The sequence below is a fragment of the Shewanella sp. MBTL60-112-B2 genome (assembly GCF_019655055.1).
In the GTDB taxonomy this organism is placed as follows: Bacteria; Pseudomonadota; Gammaproteobacteria; order Enterobacterales; family Shewanellaceae; genus Shewanella.
In genome coordinates, this window is sequence record NZ_BPFA01000008.1 from 31,535 (window position 1) to 46,827 (window position 15,293).

Below are 15,293 nucleotides of genomic sequence, written 5' to 3' on the forward strand. Positions count from 1 at the left end.
GCTTTTTACGCATGTAGAACCAGATAACTTAATCAAACTTAATCAAGTCAAACTCACCAGTTAAAGCCGATCCTTGCATTTAGCTTAGATAAACGTCACATTGCATTTACTAGATAGAAAATCACAATACTTTAGATAGAAAATCACAATACTTTAGATAGATAACCACAATAATATAACCATCTATCTGCAAACTATAACAATAAAGCTATTAAGGCTTGGCCATAACGATAGCGAAAACGATAATACAAAGGATTTAAAATGCGCGCTTTAAAGACTCTCTTGTCTAAATCTAGGTCTAAATATAAGTCTGATCCGCTTAAACCTCATTCATATAAATCTCATTTATATAAGCCTGATCCCTTTAAAGCATTGGCCTTCACCATTTCAATGGCAATTCCCTTAACCACGCTCACCATTACAGCAAGTGTGCCGCTGCAGGTTCAAGCCAAAGAAAGCTCTATTTATAGCCATATCGCCACCGCTCAACCTATCTGGGCTAAGCATGGCATGGTGTCGAGTCAAGAAGCACTCGCGACACAGGTTGGTGTAGAAATTTTAAAACAAGGTGGTAATGCGGTCGATGCGGCTGTCGCAGTAGGCTTTAGTCTAGCGGTTACCCTACCACGTGCTGGTAATATTGGAGGCGGCGGCTTTATGCTGGTCCACCTCAGCGATTCTAACAAGACCATTGCCATTGATTATCGCGAAATGGCGCCCTCCTCGGCTCATAGAGATATATTCCTTAATGAAAACGGTGATGCCGATAATAAGCTGAGTCGTGAGCACGGCTTAGCTGTTGGCGTACCCGGCACTGTGATGGGAATGGAAATTGCGCTTGAAAAATATGGCACCATGACCATGAAACAAGTGACTAGCGCCGCGATTAAGATGGCTAAAGAAGGTATTATCGTAACCCCCGACCTACAGGCATCATTATCGGGACTTAAAAGACGCATCGCCCAATGGCCAAGCTCTGCCGAAATATTTTACAAGCCAGATGGTAGTGATTTCCAAAGTGGTGAGTTATTAAAACAACCCGAGCTGGCTCACTCCCTGTCACTTATCGCAAAATCTGGTAGCGAAGGCTTTTACCAAGGTGAGACTGCACAGAAGCTAGTCAATGCGATCCAAGAAGCTGGTGGGATCATGACTTTAGCCGATCTTAAAAACTATAAGGTGGTTGAGCGAGAGCCTGTGGTGGGTGAATATCGGGGCTATCAAGTTGTTTCTATGCCGCCACCATCATCAGGCGGCATACATATTATCGAAATGCTTAATATGCTTGAGGGTTACCCAATAAAGGAGCTCGGTCACAACACCGCAGCGACCTTGCATTTGATGACGGAAGCTATGAAACGCGCCTATGCTGATCGCAGCGAATACCTAGGCGATCCAGACTTTTATGATGTGCCAGTTAAAGCACTGCTCAGTAAAGATTACGCAAAGCAACTCGCCAAACAAATTTCCCCTAACAAGGCCACGCCAAGCAGTGAAATTAAACCAGGCAAACTTGCCCCTTTCGAGAGCAATCAAACCACTCATTACTCGGTGGTTGATAAATGGGGTAACGCCGTTTCTAATACCTACACCCTAAACTTTAGTTATGGCTCAGGGCTTGTGGCAAAAGGCACCGGCATTTTACTCAATAATGAGATGGATGACTTTTCAGCAAAACCAGGAACCCCAAATGGTTACGGCTTGGTGGGCGGCGAAGCCAATGCCGTACAAGGTAACAAGCGACCATTAAGTTCTATGAGCCCTACGATTGTAATGAAAGACGGTAAGCCGTTTATTGTCACAGGCAGCCCCGGTGGCTCGCGTATTATCACCACCACCATGCAGATCATCATGAACGTGATTGACCATGACTTAAATATTGCCGAAGCAACTTATGCGCCTCGGGTACATCATCAATGGCTACCAGACGTACTGCGTGTTGAGCATACGCTGAACCGCGATACCCAAAGCTTACTCAAAGCTAAAGGCCACGAGGTGAAGGTGAATAATGCCATCGGTTCGACCCAATCGATTATGGTGACTGAGCAAGGCATTTTCGGCTCCAGTGATCCACGCCGTGCCGGCAGCGAAACAGCAGGCTACTAAAGCCAATGAGTTAAGATTACAGAGGTTTAAACGGCCTGTATAAACGACTTATCACTTTCTATCCCCTAGCCCCTTTGATTTCGCATCGAAGGGGCGATTTTATTTATACGGCGTAACTGTTTCAGCCGTAACAGTTTAAGTTAGCCGTAACAGTTTAAGTTGAGCCGTAACAAGATAATCAGTTAAACAATTTAAAATTGCGATTGCTTAGTCACAGTATTAGCAACTTGAACTCTCTAGGATAGACAAAAATAAAATCAACTTTTTTGCACGGAGCTTTCGATGACACAAGTACCCTACAGCGCTAAACCGATTATTTTAGACTGCGATCCTGGCCATGATGACGCGATTTCATTAATCCTTGCCATGAGCAGTAAAGCGCTTAATCCATTAGCCGTGACCACTAGTGCTGGTAATCAAACACCCGACAAAACATTAAACAACGCGCTGCGTATTTTAACTCTACTCGAACGTCACGATATTCCTGTGGCTGCGGGCGCTCCTAAGCCCTTAGCACGTGAGCTTATTATTGCCGACAACGTTCATGGTGAGAGTGGCCTCGATGGTCCTAAGCTCCCCGACCCCGCTTTTGAGTCAGTATCAATTTCAGCCATCGAGCTAATGGCACAAAAAATCCGTGAAAGCGATGAAGCCGTCACTCTTGTGCCTTCCGGGCCATTGACTAATATTGCGCTATTTCTAGCGACCTACCCTGAGCTTCACAGTAAAGTTGAGCGTATTGTGTTGATGGGCGGCGCGGCTGAAGCGGGTAACTGGACTCCTGCAGCTGAATTCAATATTTTTGTTGACCCAGAAGCTGCCGACATGGTGTTTAAGTCAGGTATTGCTATCACCATGTGTGGCCTAGATATTACTCATCAGGCGCAGATCATGGATGAAGATATTGAACGTATCCGCGTTATTCCAAACCCTGTTGCTAAATGCGTCGCCGAGTTGCTGGATTTCTTTATGATCTACCACAGAGATCCTAAGTGGGGTTTTGAAGGCGCGCCGCTGCACGACCCTTGCACCATCGCTTGGCTACTCAAGCCTGAGCTATTTACCTCTTATGATTGCTGGGTGGGCGTTGAAACCAAAGGCGAATACACTCAAGGCATGACAGTGGTTGACCGTTATCAACTCACCAATAACCCTCATAACACGCAAGTATTGTGCAAGTTAGATAGACAAGGCTTTGTCGACTTAATCGTTGAATGTTTAGAAGCTTACAACTAGTTGGTTAGCCTTCGAATGAAGGCTGATTACATTTTCTTTGAGCTGTAGCTACGGGGAAGTGTGTACTGCATTTTAGCTTCATGGCTATCAATCGCCTGCAGCGGGCGTATGTGCAGACACAGCTGCGAGACGCTGCACTGCTTTATGAAAGAAAGGATCCCTGTAAGCTCTGCGATGACATCTGATGTTAACGGATTCACAAATACCGCGGTGACATGGTCAATGTTGTTCCCTACATCATAATGACATTTCCCATATCCCTATGGGGCAGATGTCATAGAACGGCCCTGTCATCGAAGCCCGCTGCCGTATCTGCACTTGATAATTTGAGTAATTATGAGGTTGTGGAGTTTGGGTTTCTAACTCGGAAATGCCCCAAAGTGAGTTAGCCTTAAAATGAAGGCTGATTACATTTTGGGGTAGCGCTATCTGTTAGCGAGTTTTGAGTAGCAGCTTCATGGTTATCCATCGCCTCCAGCGGGGTATGTGCGGACACTGCTGAAGCACGGTGAGTAAAGCGAAGCTTTGTGCCTCTTGTTCGAAAGCTTGATAGCTTCGTTATCTCTCACCCTGTCATCGAAGCCCGCAGCCCTATCTACAGTGGATTCTACAGTGGATAATTGATGTTCTCATTAGACGTCAGGTTTGGCTGATTAGAAGTGGTGTCAGTCCTGTTTTGTCAGGCTATTTACGAGGCTATGTGAAGACTACAGCTTAGTAATCGAATATCGTGACTAACAGAAAAAAGCACGAGAATGTGTCATTTTCGCCTCTCACAAAAAAAACTGTACTTTTATACAGTATTATCTGCATTTGTGAGAATGCAGGCGCACATTGTCTGGAATGACAGAGACTCAACTGTTGTAAATTTGTTAAATGCATTGTAAATTCAGCAGCATAATATAGGGGGCGTTTTCGTCGCAGGCATGTAAAACGAGCAAAGTGCGCTCGCGTGCTTTTACCAAAGGTGTATTGGATACAATTTTTGATGATGAAAATCAATACATTGTTATTATTTTAGTTTTACTGAATTATATCGTGCGCGTTTTTTCAGCACGTATCGGAAAAACGCGCCAGCGTCATATAAAAATGTTAGCTCTCTTTCGTAAATTGGAAATTATATGTCACAGGCTAGAGAACAAATATATAAGGCAATTGAGGATAACGAGCTAGATAAAGTACTTTTCAGTGACCCTTTTTCTGAAACTACCAGAAGATCTAAAAGAAACTTGCTTATTGCCAGTTTCTCTTCAATATTGATTGCTACTTTAGGCCTTGAGATAAACAGCTTTGTTGGCCTAAAAGCGACAAACCCATTAGGAAGCGAGATTACACTCGGGCTAGCGTTTTTCATCGTAGTGTATTTTTTCCTGTCTTTTGCGTTTCAGGCATATATTGATTATGTAGCGTGGAAGTTCCAGCGAGAAAAGCAGTTAACGAAACCATACCTAGAACTTATCAGCTTTATTGAAATGCAGGTATCCGTCACTAAAGAACAGATCGTTAAAACTAAAGAGCGGTTAAATGGCCTGTCGGGCGAGAGTAGCGTGCAAGGTCAACTGAATGATGATGGCGTCTTTACTAATGTTAAACGAGGACTGGAGTCAATAGAAGCTAATCTGTCATCCTCAATGGAAGAGATTAATCCGTTACTCGCAACGTGGTCAGAGAACATAGAAAAAATGAAAGTTCTATCAACACGTTTGCGTGTAAGGTTCTTCAGCCTTTGGACACTAGATATAATCTTCCCACTAGTCATATCTTTTAGTGCTTTGTATTTGAGCTATGGTGGTATTGCGGCGGTGCTTTGTAAGTTCAAGAGCTAACAAACTGTTTAAGAATGATTCGCAACGCATGGCATTTTACTATGCGTTGCGCTTAGTGTTTAAGGTGGTATGCGGGAGCTTCGGTATTGCGTTGCTCACACCTTAACAGGGCGTTAAGTGTATTTTTTGGTTAAATTAGATAAAGGTTTGCGTTTGAATATATTAATAACTCCTCCTGAAACACATTTCGATAAAGGACTTGGTATCTCAGCATGGCGCTTTCGTGATGCAGCTAATGTACTAAATGGCTCTGAAAACGGTAACGACCTACTATCTCCAATCGGTTACTTACAACGACATGCAATTGAGCTTTATTTGAAATCATTAATTTATATACTCCATAAAAAGTATAGAGTTCCATTTGGTGAAAGCTTTAGTCTAGATAACCCTGCTATTTTGGTTAATGATAGATGGCGTCCAATGTCTAATACTCATAATTTGGATGATTTATACAATTATTTTAAATCTGTTTATGATGCTAATGTTGATAAACTTCCAGTAACCACTGACTGGACTTTGTCTGATAGTCTTGGAAAACAGATCAAATTAATTAGTGGTTATGATCCTAAAAGTACATATTTTCGTTATCCTAAAGCTGCGAGTGCAAGCCAAGATCAAAAGAAGTCAACAATTCAACCAATGGACCTTGATTCAGCATTAAAAGGATTACAAAGCGGTAATGGTAACTTAATTAAATGTGCTGTTATGTTGGATGCGAATGATAATGTAGTTCAAGCTTATAATCTTGTTCCTGATGTATTAGAGGACGTTCGAGCCGCTTTAACCGAAGCTATGGAATATCTAAATAATGTACATAGTGCTTTTCTTGGTGAGTTAACAAAGTGGTCTTAATACACTTAACAAATGCATCAACACGATTTGCTACATTCGGCATTGTCGGTTTGTCTTTAGCTTCGTGATTAAGGCAGTAAAATTCGCTAAGCCTGTATCGTAGCAAACGTGTTATGCAGGCGTTATACATACATATGAATCGTCGAAGTCTAGGTTATACATTAATCGAAATACTAATTGCTTTAGCTTTTTTAGCAATAATTGCTAGTGTAGTTTGGGCGCCTGAAATAAAAGAGGCACAAGTTGATTTTCTCGAAGCGATAGGTATTACAGGTTGGTTTCAGTATTTGATACTTGCAATTCCCGCAGCTATTTATTACTTCTCAATCTATAAAGATTCATCTAAGAAAGCTAAAGAACTCAATCGTCCAGTTATTGGTAAATTTGTCGTAATATTTTCTGTAATATCTTTGTCTAGTGTTGCACTGTGTCTTTATTTCTTTGTTGCAAAACAATAGTATGTATAACAAGCAAATAAACTAGGACTTAAAACAGTTTGTTGTTTTTCGTGCCTCAAAATTTTAACAAACAATTTTAAGCCTGTTATTTGGGCGTTATGTGTCAGTGTTTGTCGTGGCATAGTTATTTAAATATGGAAGTTAAATAAAATGAAAGAAAATCAATTTAATAAATGGGGAGCGGCTCGTGCAAAAGGAAAGGTACATTTTATCCTTGTTCGTGGCGTTTTATCGTGGGGCTTACCAATGTTTATATTTATGGCTTTCATAAATAAGCCGTTTGCTGATGGTTTCACATCGGAGGCTGCAATAGTTCACTATATAGTTTGGCCCATAGCTGGTTTTTTGTTTGGCGTGTTCACATGGCATATGTCGGAACGGCTATATAAAAAAGAACTAACTAGACGTGGTAACACATAATCGGGTAGCCGGAGGTATCTAACCTCCAGCCCCCACACCACCCTGCATGCGGCTCCGCACAGGGCGGTTCATTTAGAACACCTAATTCATTTTCTGATTAGGATATTGAACTGCTATCCATCCATCTCTTAGTGAATATAATCCTGCTTTCTTCAGATACTCATTGCTCAGCGCTTGTTGTATTCCTGGTGTTTTAGAGCTACGCCAAGGGCCTTTACTTGAAATATGTGGGGTCAGAGTAAACTTTAATTGATCCCCAAAATACAAAATATGTGGGGTCAGAGTAAACTTTAATTGATCCCCATACTTTTACTAACCCCATTACCCATTTTTAGACCTTTTACACTGATGTATTCCTGTCCAGAAATCAGTTTGTAACATCTGAGAGAACTAATTCGGAAAGATGATGATTCAGGTGTTGGTACGGCTGTGGGCTTCGGTTTCAGGGTGAGGTATCTCAAAGAGATACTCTTCGAACGAGAGGCATGGATGCCGAACTGGCTGTTTAACAGGGGGATTATTGGAAACCACAGAGCGACCAAGGATGGCTTTATAGCATCCCACAGAAGTTGCGACACCTGAGCTTACTGCGAACTGTAGCCTTTTTTCTTGGTGAATAGCTTTTGTCCAAAAACAATTTAAACCTAAGCAAAAGTCACTTGTGATAATCCTTTATACTCGAACCATATGATGAATAGCAGCTTTACGCTCTTTCCTCGTGAGACGATTAACTCCGAGTGCTTAAGCTATAACTTAAGCACTCTATAGTGGGGCTCAGCTAAATTCTATCTATATTTAAATCAATAGAACAAGGTGATTTAAGTCACACTCTTTCTACCTTGCTAATGAGAAAATAACGGCCTTTCGAAGCCTAACCTCTTGTAGCTAAATTCATATGCAATCTACAACCTCACACAACGCTGCCTCTACATTTAAAGGCAACGCGCTCGCTGCTTTCTCGTTTCTATTATGGGGCTTGATGCCGCTCTACTATCACTTTTTGCCGAATGCCAATATCAATGAATTATTAGCATTTAGAATACTCTTCTCAGTTCCTTTTATGGCGCTGGTGTTTGTGCTGATGGGCCGCCGCTTTCCTTCGATTGCTGTTCTTAAAGCAGATAAAAGATCTGTGCTACTTTGTGGACTGGCCTCGCTTATCATGTGCGTGTCTTGGTACAGCTTTACCTGGGCTATCACTCATGGACAAGTGCTTGCCGCTAGCTTAGGCTTTTTCATTAACCCACTTTTTGCCATTGGCTTAGGTGTACTGTTTCTTGGGGATAAACTCACCGCGGCACAAAAAATGGCAGTGGTACTGGGCACCTGCGGCATAAGTTATATGGTGTATAGCTATGGTGAGCTTCCTTGGCTTGCACTCAGTATGGGGAGCTTCTTTGCGCTTTACGGCCTATGTAAAAAGTTTATCCGCTTCGACTCGCTGACCTCTGTCACCGTCGAGGCCCTACTATTAATGCCAATTGCTGTAATCTATTTATTATGGCTCTGGAGCTCAGATCAAAGTGTCGCGATATCGGCTGCATTATCCGGACAGACATCGGTATTACTACTTTATATCGGTTCCGCTCCTGTAACCTTAATGCCGTTAGTCTTCTTTGCGTTGGCAATTAGAGCCACAAGCTTGTCTATGATAGGACTGATGCAATATATCGAGCCGAGTTTGCAATTCTTGCTAGCTGTTATTGTATTTAATGAAGTGTTTGATCAGGTTAAAGCGGTGAGTTTCGCCTTGATATGGACTGGATTATTACTCTGTTCATTGGAAGCACTTCCAGCGCTAAGACATAAATACCGCGCCAGCCGACATCCAAGTTAGTATCACTCTCTAAGCTGACCGTAGCGATTAGCGCTACGGTTCACCTTCCGGTCTAAGAAGGGCTAGGTCCTAGGGCGATCCGTGAGTGACGCAGTCACGTTCCCTAGGCCACAGGCCGTTCGGCTCTTACCTTCTTAGCTTTAACCGTCTTTGCTCTTCCTAGGTCCTAGAACCTTTCTTTGCCTTTCCTAGAACCTTCTTTAAATCAAATCTTTCTCTGTACGCTTTGTTCCCAGAACTGCTTAGATAAACTATGGGTCTTAGTCGATAAGCGCGACACTTGCTGACCACGCTCTGCGGCATCTTGTGTCTGCTCAAGACTCTCAATCGCCAGCTCACTTATCACTTGAATTGAGTGGCTAATATCGTTCGCCACTGCTGTTTGCTGGCTCATGGCACAAGCATTTTCATCACTCATCGTATTCATCTTAATAATAGAGTGGCGTAGTGCCTCAAAAGACTCATCAACCTGTTTAGCCAAGTCTACCGACTGCTCTGCACTACGTTGGCCTGCTTCCATGGTTTTAGCTGCCATTACAGTGCTTTCTCGGAATTTAGCCACAATAGCCTCAATATGAGAAGTGGACTCACTGGTTCGGCTAGAAAGTTGGCGTACTTCATCGGCAACAACCGCAAAGCCACGGCCCGACTCTCCTGCTCTCGCCGCTTCAATCGCAGCGTTAAGTGCCAATAGATTAGTCTGCTCGGCAATGCCACGGATCACATCCAATACTTTATTAATATCTTGGCTATCTTGCTCGATTGAAGCCACAACAGAAGCGAAGTTACCCACCTCAGCCTTAAGTTGGTTAATGGACTCTATCACCCGTTCAAGTAGTTGATGACCTTGCTCTGCTGAAAGGTTACTTACAGACATCTCTCTGGCTGCGCTGTGAATATTTTGGCTCACCTCATTAAAGCTAGCGCTCATCTCTTCCATGGCGGTGGCCGCTTGACTGGTTTGCATACTCTGGCTGTCTGCACGTTGACGTGTATTGTGAATGGTATCGTTTAAACTCGCGCTAAGGGATTCGATTGAGCCTGCAGAATCCGCCATTCTGCCTATCACCCCGCCGGTTTCAGTCAATAAGAACTGCAAGGCAAAGCTTATCGTGCCTAATTCATCTTGCCGCCCGGTAAATACACCCTTAGCTAAAGGGTCGTCAACGGTATTTTTAGCTTGGGTCACTAATTGGTTGAATGGCTTTAAGATCTGCTGCAAACCAATCGCGCCTACAAGGCTAAAGACTATCAGTGCAATTATGGGCGAGTAAGTCGCTAACATAACCGTCATCAGTAGCATCGATAGCAGCCAAGCATACAATTTGCCCCCAAACCCTAGAAGTGGGTTACGTAACGCTTTAGGCTGCTTTCCCGCTTTTACCTGCTGATAAATCGCTTCTGCACGTTGAATTTGCTCTGGTGTAGCCTTACGGCGGACCGACTGATATTCGTGAATTTTACCATTTTCATATACAGGGGCTATGTACGCATTAACCCAGTAGTGATCGCCTGATTTTGTGCGATTTTTTACCACGCCAACCCAAGGTTTACCTTGTTTAATACGCTCCCAAAGTGATTGAAATGCAGCTTCTGGCATATCAGGATGGCGCACCATGTTGTGAGGCTGCCCCTGTAATTCCTCAAAACTATAGCCACTCACATTAATGAAACCCTCATTGGCATACTTGATATTACCGTCGAGATTGGTGGTCGATAACAATATACAGTTATCGGTTAGGGTCTTTTCCGTTTGAGTAACAGGTTGGTTATTTCGCATTGCTTACAAGCCCATAGCATAATTTAATCGCAATTCATTTTGGCAAAATTCGCTGAAAAATGGATTGATAGCTATCACGAAAAAACAGCACTAGTTGGAGATATAAGTGTCGAATACCACACTTATTTAAAATCAATAGTTTAAATTAAAAATTTACATCAAACATTTAAATAAAGAACCTGATTGTTTGCAACCAGGCCCTTTATAATTAAGCGGTAATACCGCTCAAAAACTTCGTTCGCTAACACAAACACTCAACACGATTTTACTGACTTGCTGCAAGCTCGATAAAAGCTGCGGTATACATTTTCAGGTTCAACATAAATTGCTCATAAGTAATGAACTCATTTTCACTATGGCCAGTATATTCTTTGCCGGGCATTGCTGGACCAAAACTTAAGGCATTTGGAAATAGTTTGCTGTTTGTCGAGCCGCCGATCGACACGGGCTGTGGATCTTTAGTGCCGGTATAATGACCAAAGACATCCAGTAAGGTGTCTAAATGAGGCGCTCCTTCCATCACCATTGGCTTGCCCCAATAGGTTTCAAGCCCAATAAGCTTAATATTATGTTGTTGCTGCCACCCATTTATCGCAGTCAAGGTTTGGCTGTCCAATAGTTCTGCTGTTTTACCTTTAGGGCGTCTTAAATTAATGGTGATTTCGGTACCTGCTGCACCTTGTTTCACCACGGTGGGCGCTAAGGTCATGGGTCCCATAAAGTCATCTTTATAGGCTATGTCACCAAATTGCTCTGCGTAAATGCCTAAACCTACCATTTCATCGATAAAGACTTGGGTTAAAGATGCTGTAGTTTGAGGCCATGAGTGGATAGCTAATAGCTCAGCTAGATACGTAACCGCATTAACCCCATCTTCTGGTGTTGATGAGTGAGTTGACTTACCGTCGGCATAGATCACCAGTTCTTGCCCCTGTTTTTCGAAGCGATACTTCATCTGCGGCTGGCTCTGCGCTTTCTCTTTAAGCGCAGCGGCTAATTCACTGCCGACATTTTTTAATTTTGCGCTAGCTTGCTGAGGAACCTGGCTAGCAAAAGAGCCTCCTGTAAAACTCAATAACACAGGCTCATTTAACGATTGATCAATCTTAATATTAGGGACTTTAATATTAGGGACTGTGAACGCAATCTGACTCCAACCTTTCTCGGCGGTTACCACTGGATACTCTGCGTCTATCGTGATGTTGATATCGGCTGGCGTATAGCCTTTAAGGAACTCTCTCAATGGCTGCCAATCTGATTCTTCCGCCATATACACCATGAGCTCAATTCGCTTATTTAACTCAATATTATTGTCTTTTATCGATTTCATCGCATACATAGCGGTGACAATTGCGCCTTTATCATCTTCAGTGCCACGACCAATCAGCTTACCCGGCTCAGATTGCAGATCCAGAATATAAGGGCTCTGCGCCCAAAGTTCGGCATTGGCTGGTTGCACGTCGCCATGGGTGATCACCCCAAGCTTATCTTCACTGTCACCTAGACCGATCAACATCACATAGCCGTGATCACTAAAATCTAAACCTAACTCAGTACTTAACGCCCTTAACTTGGCCTTAAAACCAATAAATTCGGGATTATTATCCGGTGTTACTCCTGCGACCGCTTGAGTATTGAATTGCACTAATTCTGCTAAATTGCTCACCATCTGCTTAGAGTAAGTATCTACAGCATAATCGGCGACATGTTGTGATTGAGGGGTAACCGCTACAGCAGAAGTTGGTAGCAATAAGGTTGATAGCAGAGTTGCGGTCAACATTGGCGCGCTAAAATAACCGAGAGTGTTCATGGTATTCCATTTATTATTATCGATAAAACTGCCCTTAGTCTGCCATAAAGCCCCCCGTTAAATGTATAAAAAATGGCTAACCGCACCATTTGTTACAAATATCACCGTTTTTTAATAGATCTACCACCTTGATGCGTGATACTTAAAGAGATTAACGTTAGCGTAATTAAATTGACGAGAATTAAAACAAGCATAATCGGGGATAAAAAAATATGAAGGGATTAACCCTCAAACCAATCGTATCAGCAGTCGCTTTAGCATTAGCCCTTAGCGCATGTGGTGCTGCAAATATCAGCAAAGATACCAGTACTGAATCACAAATCGCACCCAATGTTGTTGCCCAGCAAATCATCGAAAACAATGCTAGCAACCCGTTCTTTAAGCCCTACGATACCTACTTTGGTATTCCAGATTTTGCCAAAATTAAACCAGAGCACTACTTGCCCGCATTCAAAGCTGGTATCGCTCAACACCAAGCTGAAATTCAAGCTATTATTGATAACCCTGAAGCACCGACTTTTGCCAATACTATCGAAGCGATGGAATATTCAGGTAATTTAACCACTAAAGTCGCCAGCGTGTTTTATAACCTAACGGGTGCCGACACCAACGAGCAACTACAGGCTATCTCTAAAGAAGTTGCGCCAATGCTCTCTTCTGCAAACGATGATATTTTGTTAAACGATGCGCTTTTCCAAAAAGTAAAATCTGTTTATAACCAGCGCGATGAACTGTCACTCAACGTTGCACAAACTAAGCTACTCGAAGACACCTATAAGTCGTTTACTCGTGGCGGCGCCAACTTAAGCGAAGCGGATAAAACCAAGCTACGTGGCTTAAATGAGCAAATTGGCAAACTTAGCCTAGAGTTTGGCGACAACTTGCTGGCTGAAACTAACGCATTTGAGCTAGTAATCGATAGTAAAGCAGACTTAGCAGGTCTGCCTGAAGACGTAATTAACACTGCGGCGCAAACAGCAGCTAAGCGTGGCCACGAAGGCAAATGGGTGTTCACCACTTCACGCCCATCGATTACGCCATTTTTAACATACGCAGACAATCGTGACCTTCGCGAACAGCTTTATAAAGGTTATGTTGAGCGCGGTAATAACGATAATGCCAACGACAACAAGAAAATCTTAGCTAAGATGGCAGCGCTGCGTGCAGAACGTGCACAGCTGATGGGTTACAAGACTCACGCGCATTTCGTACTCGAAGAGCGCACAGCTCAAACTCCTGAAAATGTCTATGAGTTGCTCAACAAAGTTTGGCCTGCAGCACTAGCACAAGCGGAATCTGAAGTTGCCGATATGCAAGCGCTTATCAACGAAGAAGGCGGTGACTTTAAGCTAGCGGGATGGGACTGGTGGTACTACTCAGATAAGATTCGAGTCGCCAAATACAGCTTTAACGAGCAGCAAACACGACCTTACTTTTCATTAGAAAACACCCTTAAAGGCGTGTTCTATACTGCTAACCGTTTATTTGGCATTACCGTAAAAGAGCGTACCGACTTACCTAAGTACAACGAAGAAGTCCGTACTTGGGAAGTGTATGACAAGAACGGCGATCTAATGGCTATCTTCTTAGGCGACTACTTTGTTCGCGACAGCAAGCGTGGCGGCGCCTGGATGAACTCTTATCGCCAGCAGTACAATATGGATGGGGTCGATTCAAAGCCTATTATTGTTAACGTATTGAACTACCCTCGCCCTGTTGGCGATGAGCCTGCGCTGTTAACATTTGATGAAGCGAGTACCCTATTCCATGAATTTGGTCATGCACTACACGGCATGTTGTCAGATGTTGAGTATCGTTCACAAGCGGGTACATCTGTACCACGTGACTACGTTGAGTTTCCATCTCAAGTAATGGAAAACTGGATGACGCAACCTGAAGTGTTAGCGCAATTTGCAAAACACTACAAAACAGGCGAAGTGATCCCTCAAGAGTTGGTTAAGAAAATTCAAGCGGCAAGCAAGTTCAACCAAGGCTTTGCAACGGTTGAGTATATGGCCGCGACTAAGCTCGATTTAGATTGGCACACAGTTACCGACTTTATACCAAAAGATGCGGCTAAGTTTGAAGCCGAGTCTCTGAACAAGATGGGACTCATCTCTGAGATCGCTCCGCGCTATCGCAGTACGTATTTCTCACATATCTTCTCAGGTGGTTATTCTGCTGGTTACTACAGCTACATTTGGTCTGATATTTTAGGCGCCGATGCATTTGAGGCCTTTAAAGAAAATGGTATTTTCGATAAAGCAACTGCCGATGCCTTTAGAAACAATATTCTGTCTCAAGGCGGCAGCGAAGATCCGATGAAACTTTACAAGCAATTCCGCGGTAAAGAAGCGGGTATTGACCCACTACTACGCAGCCGAGGCTTGCTAGCCAAATAAAGGCCTGCTAAAGCACTATTCAGCAAAAAGCACGATATTAATCGTGCTTTTTTATGCGCTAATCTCTGGTTCTTTAAGATAGAAGTAGATATATCACTCCCATTACAATTAGCAGTATTATAGCGGGCTTGCTTTGTACTCTAGAGAGATAACGCCATCGCTTTTTTTCTCTTGCTCATTTACCCATGTAAAACAGTAAGTTTGATCTAACTGAGTGGTAAACTCACTAGTTAATGTTGAACTTAGCTCTTCATCAAATGCAAGTAATACATCCTCACCTTGATGGTAGTGCACGCTAAACAACGTAGCTTCGGGTGAAGTATAATTAAAGCTGACTTTGTATTGCTCAGGGATCGCAACACACTTCTCAATCATTGTGCCGGCCTTTTTCCTTATTAACAGCTCTACCTCTGAGCTAATGATTTGATTAGCTTTAAAACTAGGAAAGTCATCATTGGCATAGGCTGGCCCCATCGCCATTCCATAAGAGAGCACTCCTGATAAACCTATTAACATCAAAACAGATCTTTTAGTCATAATCATCCCTAAATTTATTCTATCGCTGT

11 protein-coding genes are annotated in these 15,293 nt (G+C 43.0%); 8 read left to right on the plus strand and 3 right to left on the minus strand.

The genetic code is table 11. From position 1 onward, the window contains the following. Nucleotides 1-390 precede the first annotated feature (390 nt). The 7 genes from ggt to rarD all read left to right on the plus strand — a co-directional run bounded on the left by ggt (nt 391) and on the right by rarD (nt 8,735). Nucleotides 391-2,106 carry a gamma-glutamyltransferase gene (gene ggt / locus K5Q73_RS06805; protein ID WP_220759418.1) on the plus strand — a complete coding sequence of 572 codons (1,716 nt, stop codon included), beginning with the start codon at nt 391-393 and terminating at the stop codon, nt 2,104-2,106. 282 nt (nt 2,107-2,388) lie between these two features. Continuing rightward, nucleotides 2,389-3,342: a pyrimidine-specific ribonucleoside hydrolase RihA gene (rihA, locus tag K5Q73_RS06810; protein ID WP_220759291.1), complete on the plus strand. Its 954-nt coding sequence runs from the start codon at nt 2,389-2,391 to the stop codon at nt 3,340-3,342. A 1,121-nt stretch (nt 3,343-4,463) separates the two neighbouring features. Continuing rightward, nucleotides 4,464-5,168 carry a hypothetical protein gene (locus K5Q73_RS06815; protein ID WP_220759292.1) on the plus strand — a complete coding sequence of 235 codons (705 nt, stop codon included), beginning with the start codon at nt 4,464-4,466 and terminating at the stop codon, nt 5,166-5,168. A gap of 126 nt (nt 5,169-5,294) precedes the next feature. After that, nucleotides 5,295-6,020 (plus strand): hypothetical protein, encoded by a 726-nt coding sequence (locus K5Q73_RS06825; RefSeq protein WP_220759293.1) that lies wholly within the window; start codon nt 5,295-5,297, stop codon nt 6,018-6,020. Between the two features lie 134 nt (nt 6,021-6,154). After that, entirely contained in the window at nt 6,155-6,478 is a 324-nt protein-coding gene (locus tag K5Q73_RS06830) for a type II secretion system protein J (protein WP_220759294.1), read from the plus strand. 150 nt (nt 6,479-6,628) lie between these two features. Continuing rightward, nucleotides 6,629-6,898, plus strand: a complete 270-nt coding sequence (locus K5Q73_RS06835) for a hypothetical protein (protein WP_220759296.1) — start codon at nt 6,629-6,631, stop codon at nt 6,896-6,898. A gap of 895 nt (nt 6,899-7,793) precedes the next feature. Then, a complete protein-coding gene (gene rarD / locus K5Q73_RS06840) occupies nt 7,794-8,735 on the plus strand; it encodes an EamA family transporter RarD (RefSeq protein WP_220759297.1) in 942 nt (313 codons plus the stop codon). Nucleotides 8,736-8,940: 205 nt separating this feature from the next. On the opposite strand, the gene K5Q73_RS06845 is transcribed toward rarD, so the two are convergent. Together K5Q73_RS06845 and K5Q73_RS06850 are read right to left on the minus strand one after the other, a co-directional pair. After that, nucleotides 8,941-10,515 carry a PAS domain-containing methyl-accepting chemotaxis protein gene (locus tag K5Q73_RS06845; protein ID WP_220759298.1) on the minus strand — a complete coding sequence of 525 codons (1,575 nt, stop codon included), beginning with the start codon at nt 10,513-10,515 and terminating at the stop codon, nt 8,941-8,943. Between the two features lie 265 nt (nt 10,516-10,780). Continuing rightward, nucleotides 10,781-12,325 carry a dipeptidase gene (locus K5Q73_RS06850; protein WP_220759300.1) on the minus strand — a complete coding sequence of 515 codons (1,545 nt, stop codon included), beginning with the start codon at nt 12,323-12,325 and terminating at the stop codon, nt 10,781-10,783. 212 nt (nt 12,326-12,537) lie between these two features. Between K5Q73_RS06850 and K5Q73_RS06855 the strand changes: the two genes are divergently transcribed. Next, nucleotides 12,538-14,727 (plus strand): M3 family metallopeptidase, encoded by a 2,190-nt coding sequence (locus K5Q73_RS06855; RefSeq protein ID WP_220759301.1) that lies wholly within the window; start codon nt 12,538-12,540, stop codon nt 14,725-14,727. Between the two features lie 117 nt (nt 14,728-14,844). Here the strand turns inward: K5Q73_RS06855 and K5Q73_RS06860 are convergent, their stop codons facing one another. Continuing rightward, a complete protein-coding gene (locus tag K5Q73_RS06860) occupies nt 14,845-15,264 on the minus strand; it encodes a hypothetical protein (protein ID WP_220759303.1) in 420 nt (139 codons plus the stop codon). Nucleotides 15,265-15,293 lie beyond the last annotated feature (29 nt).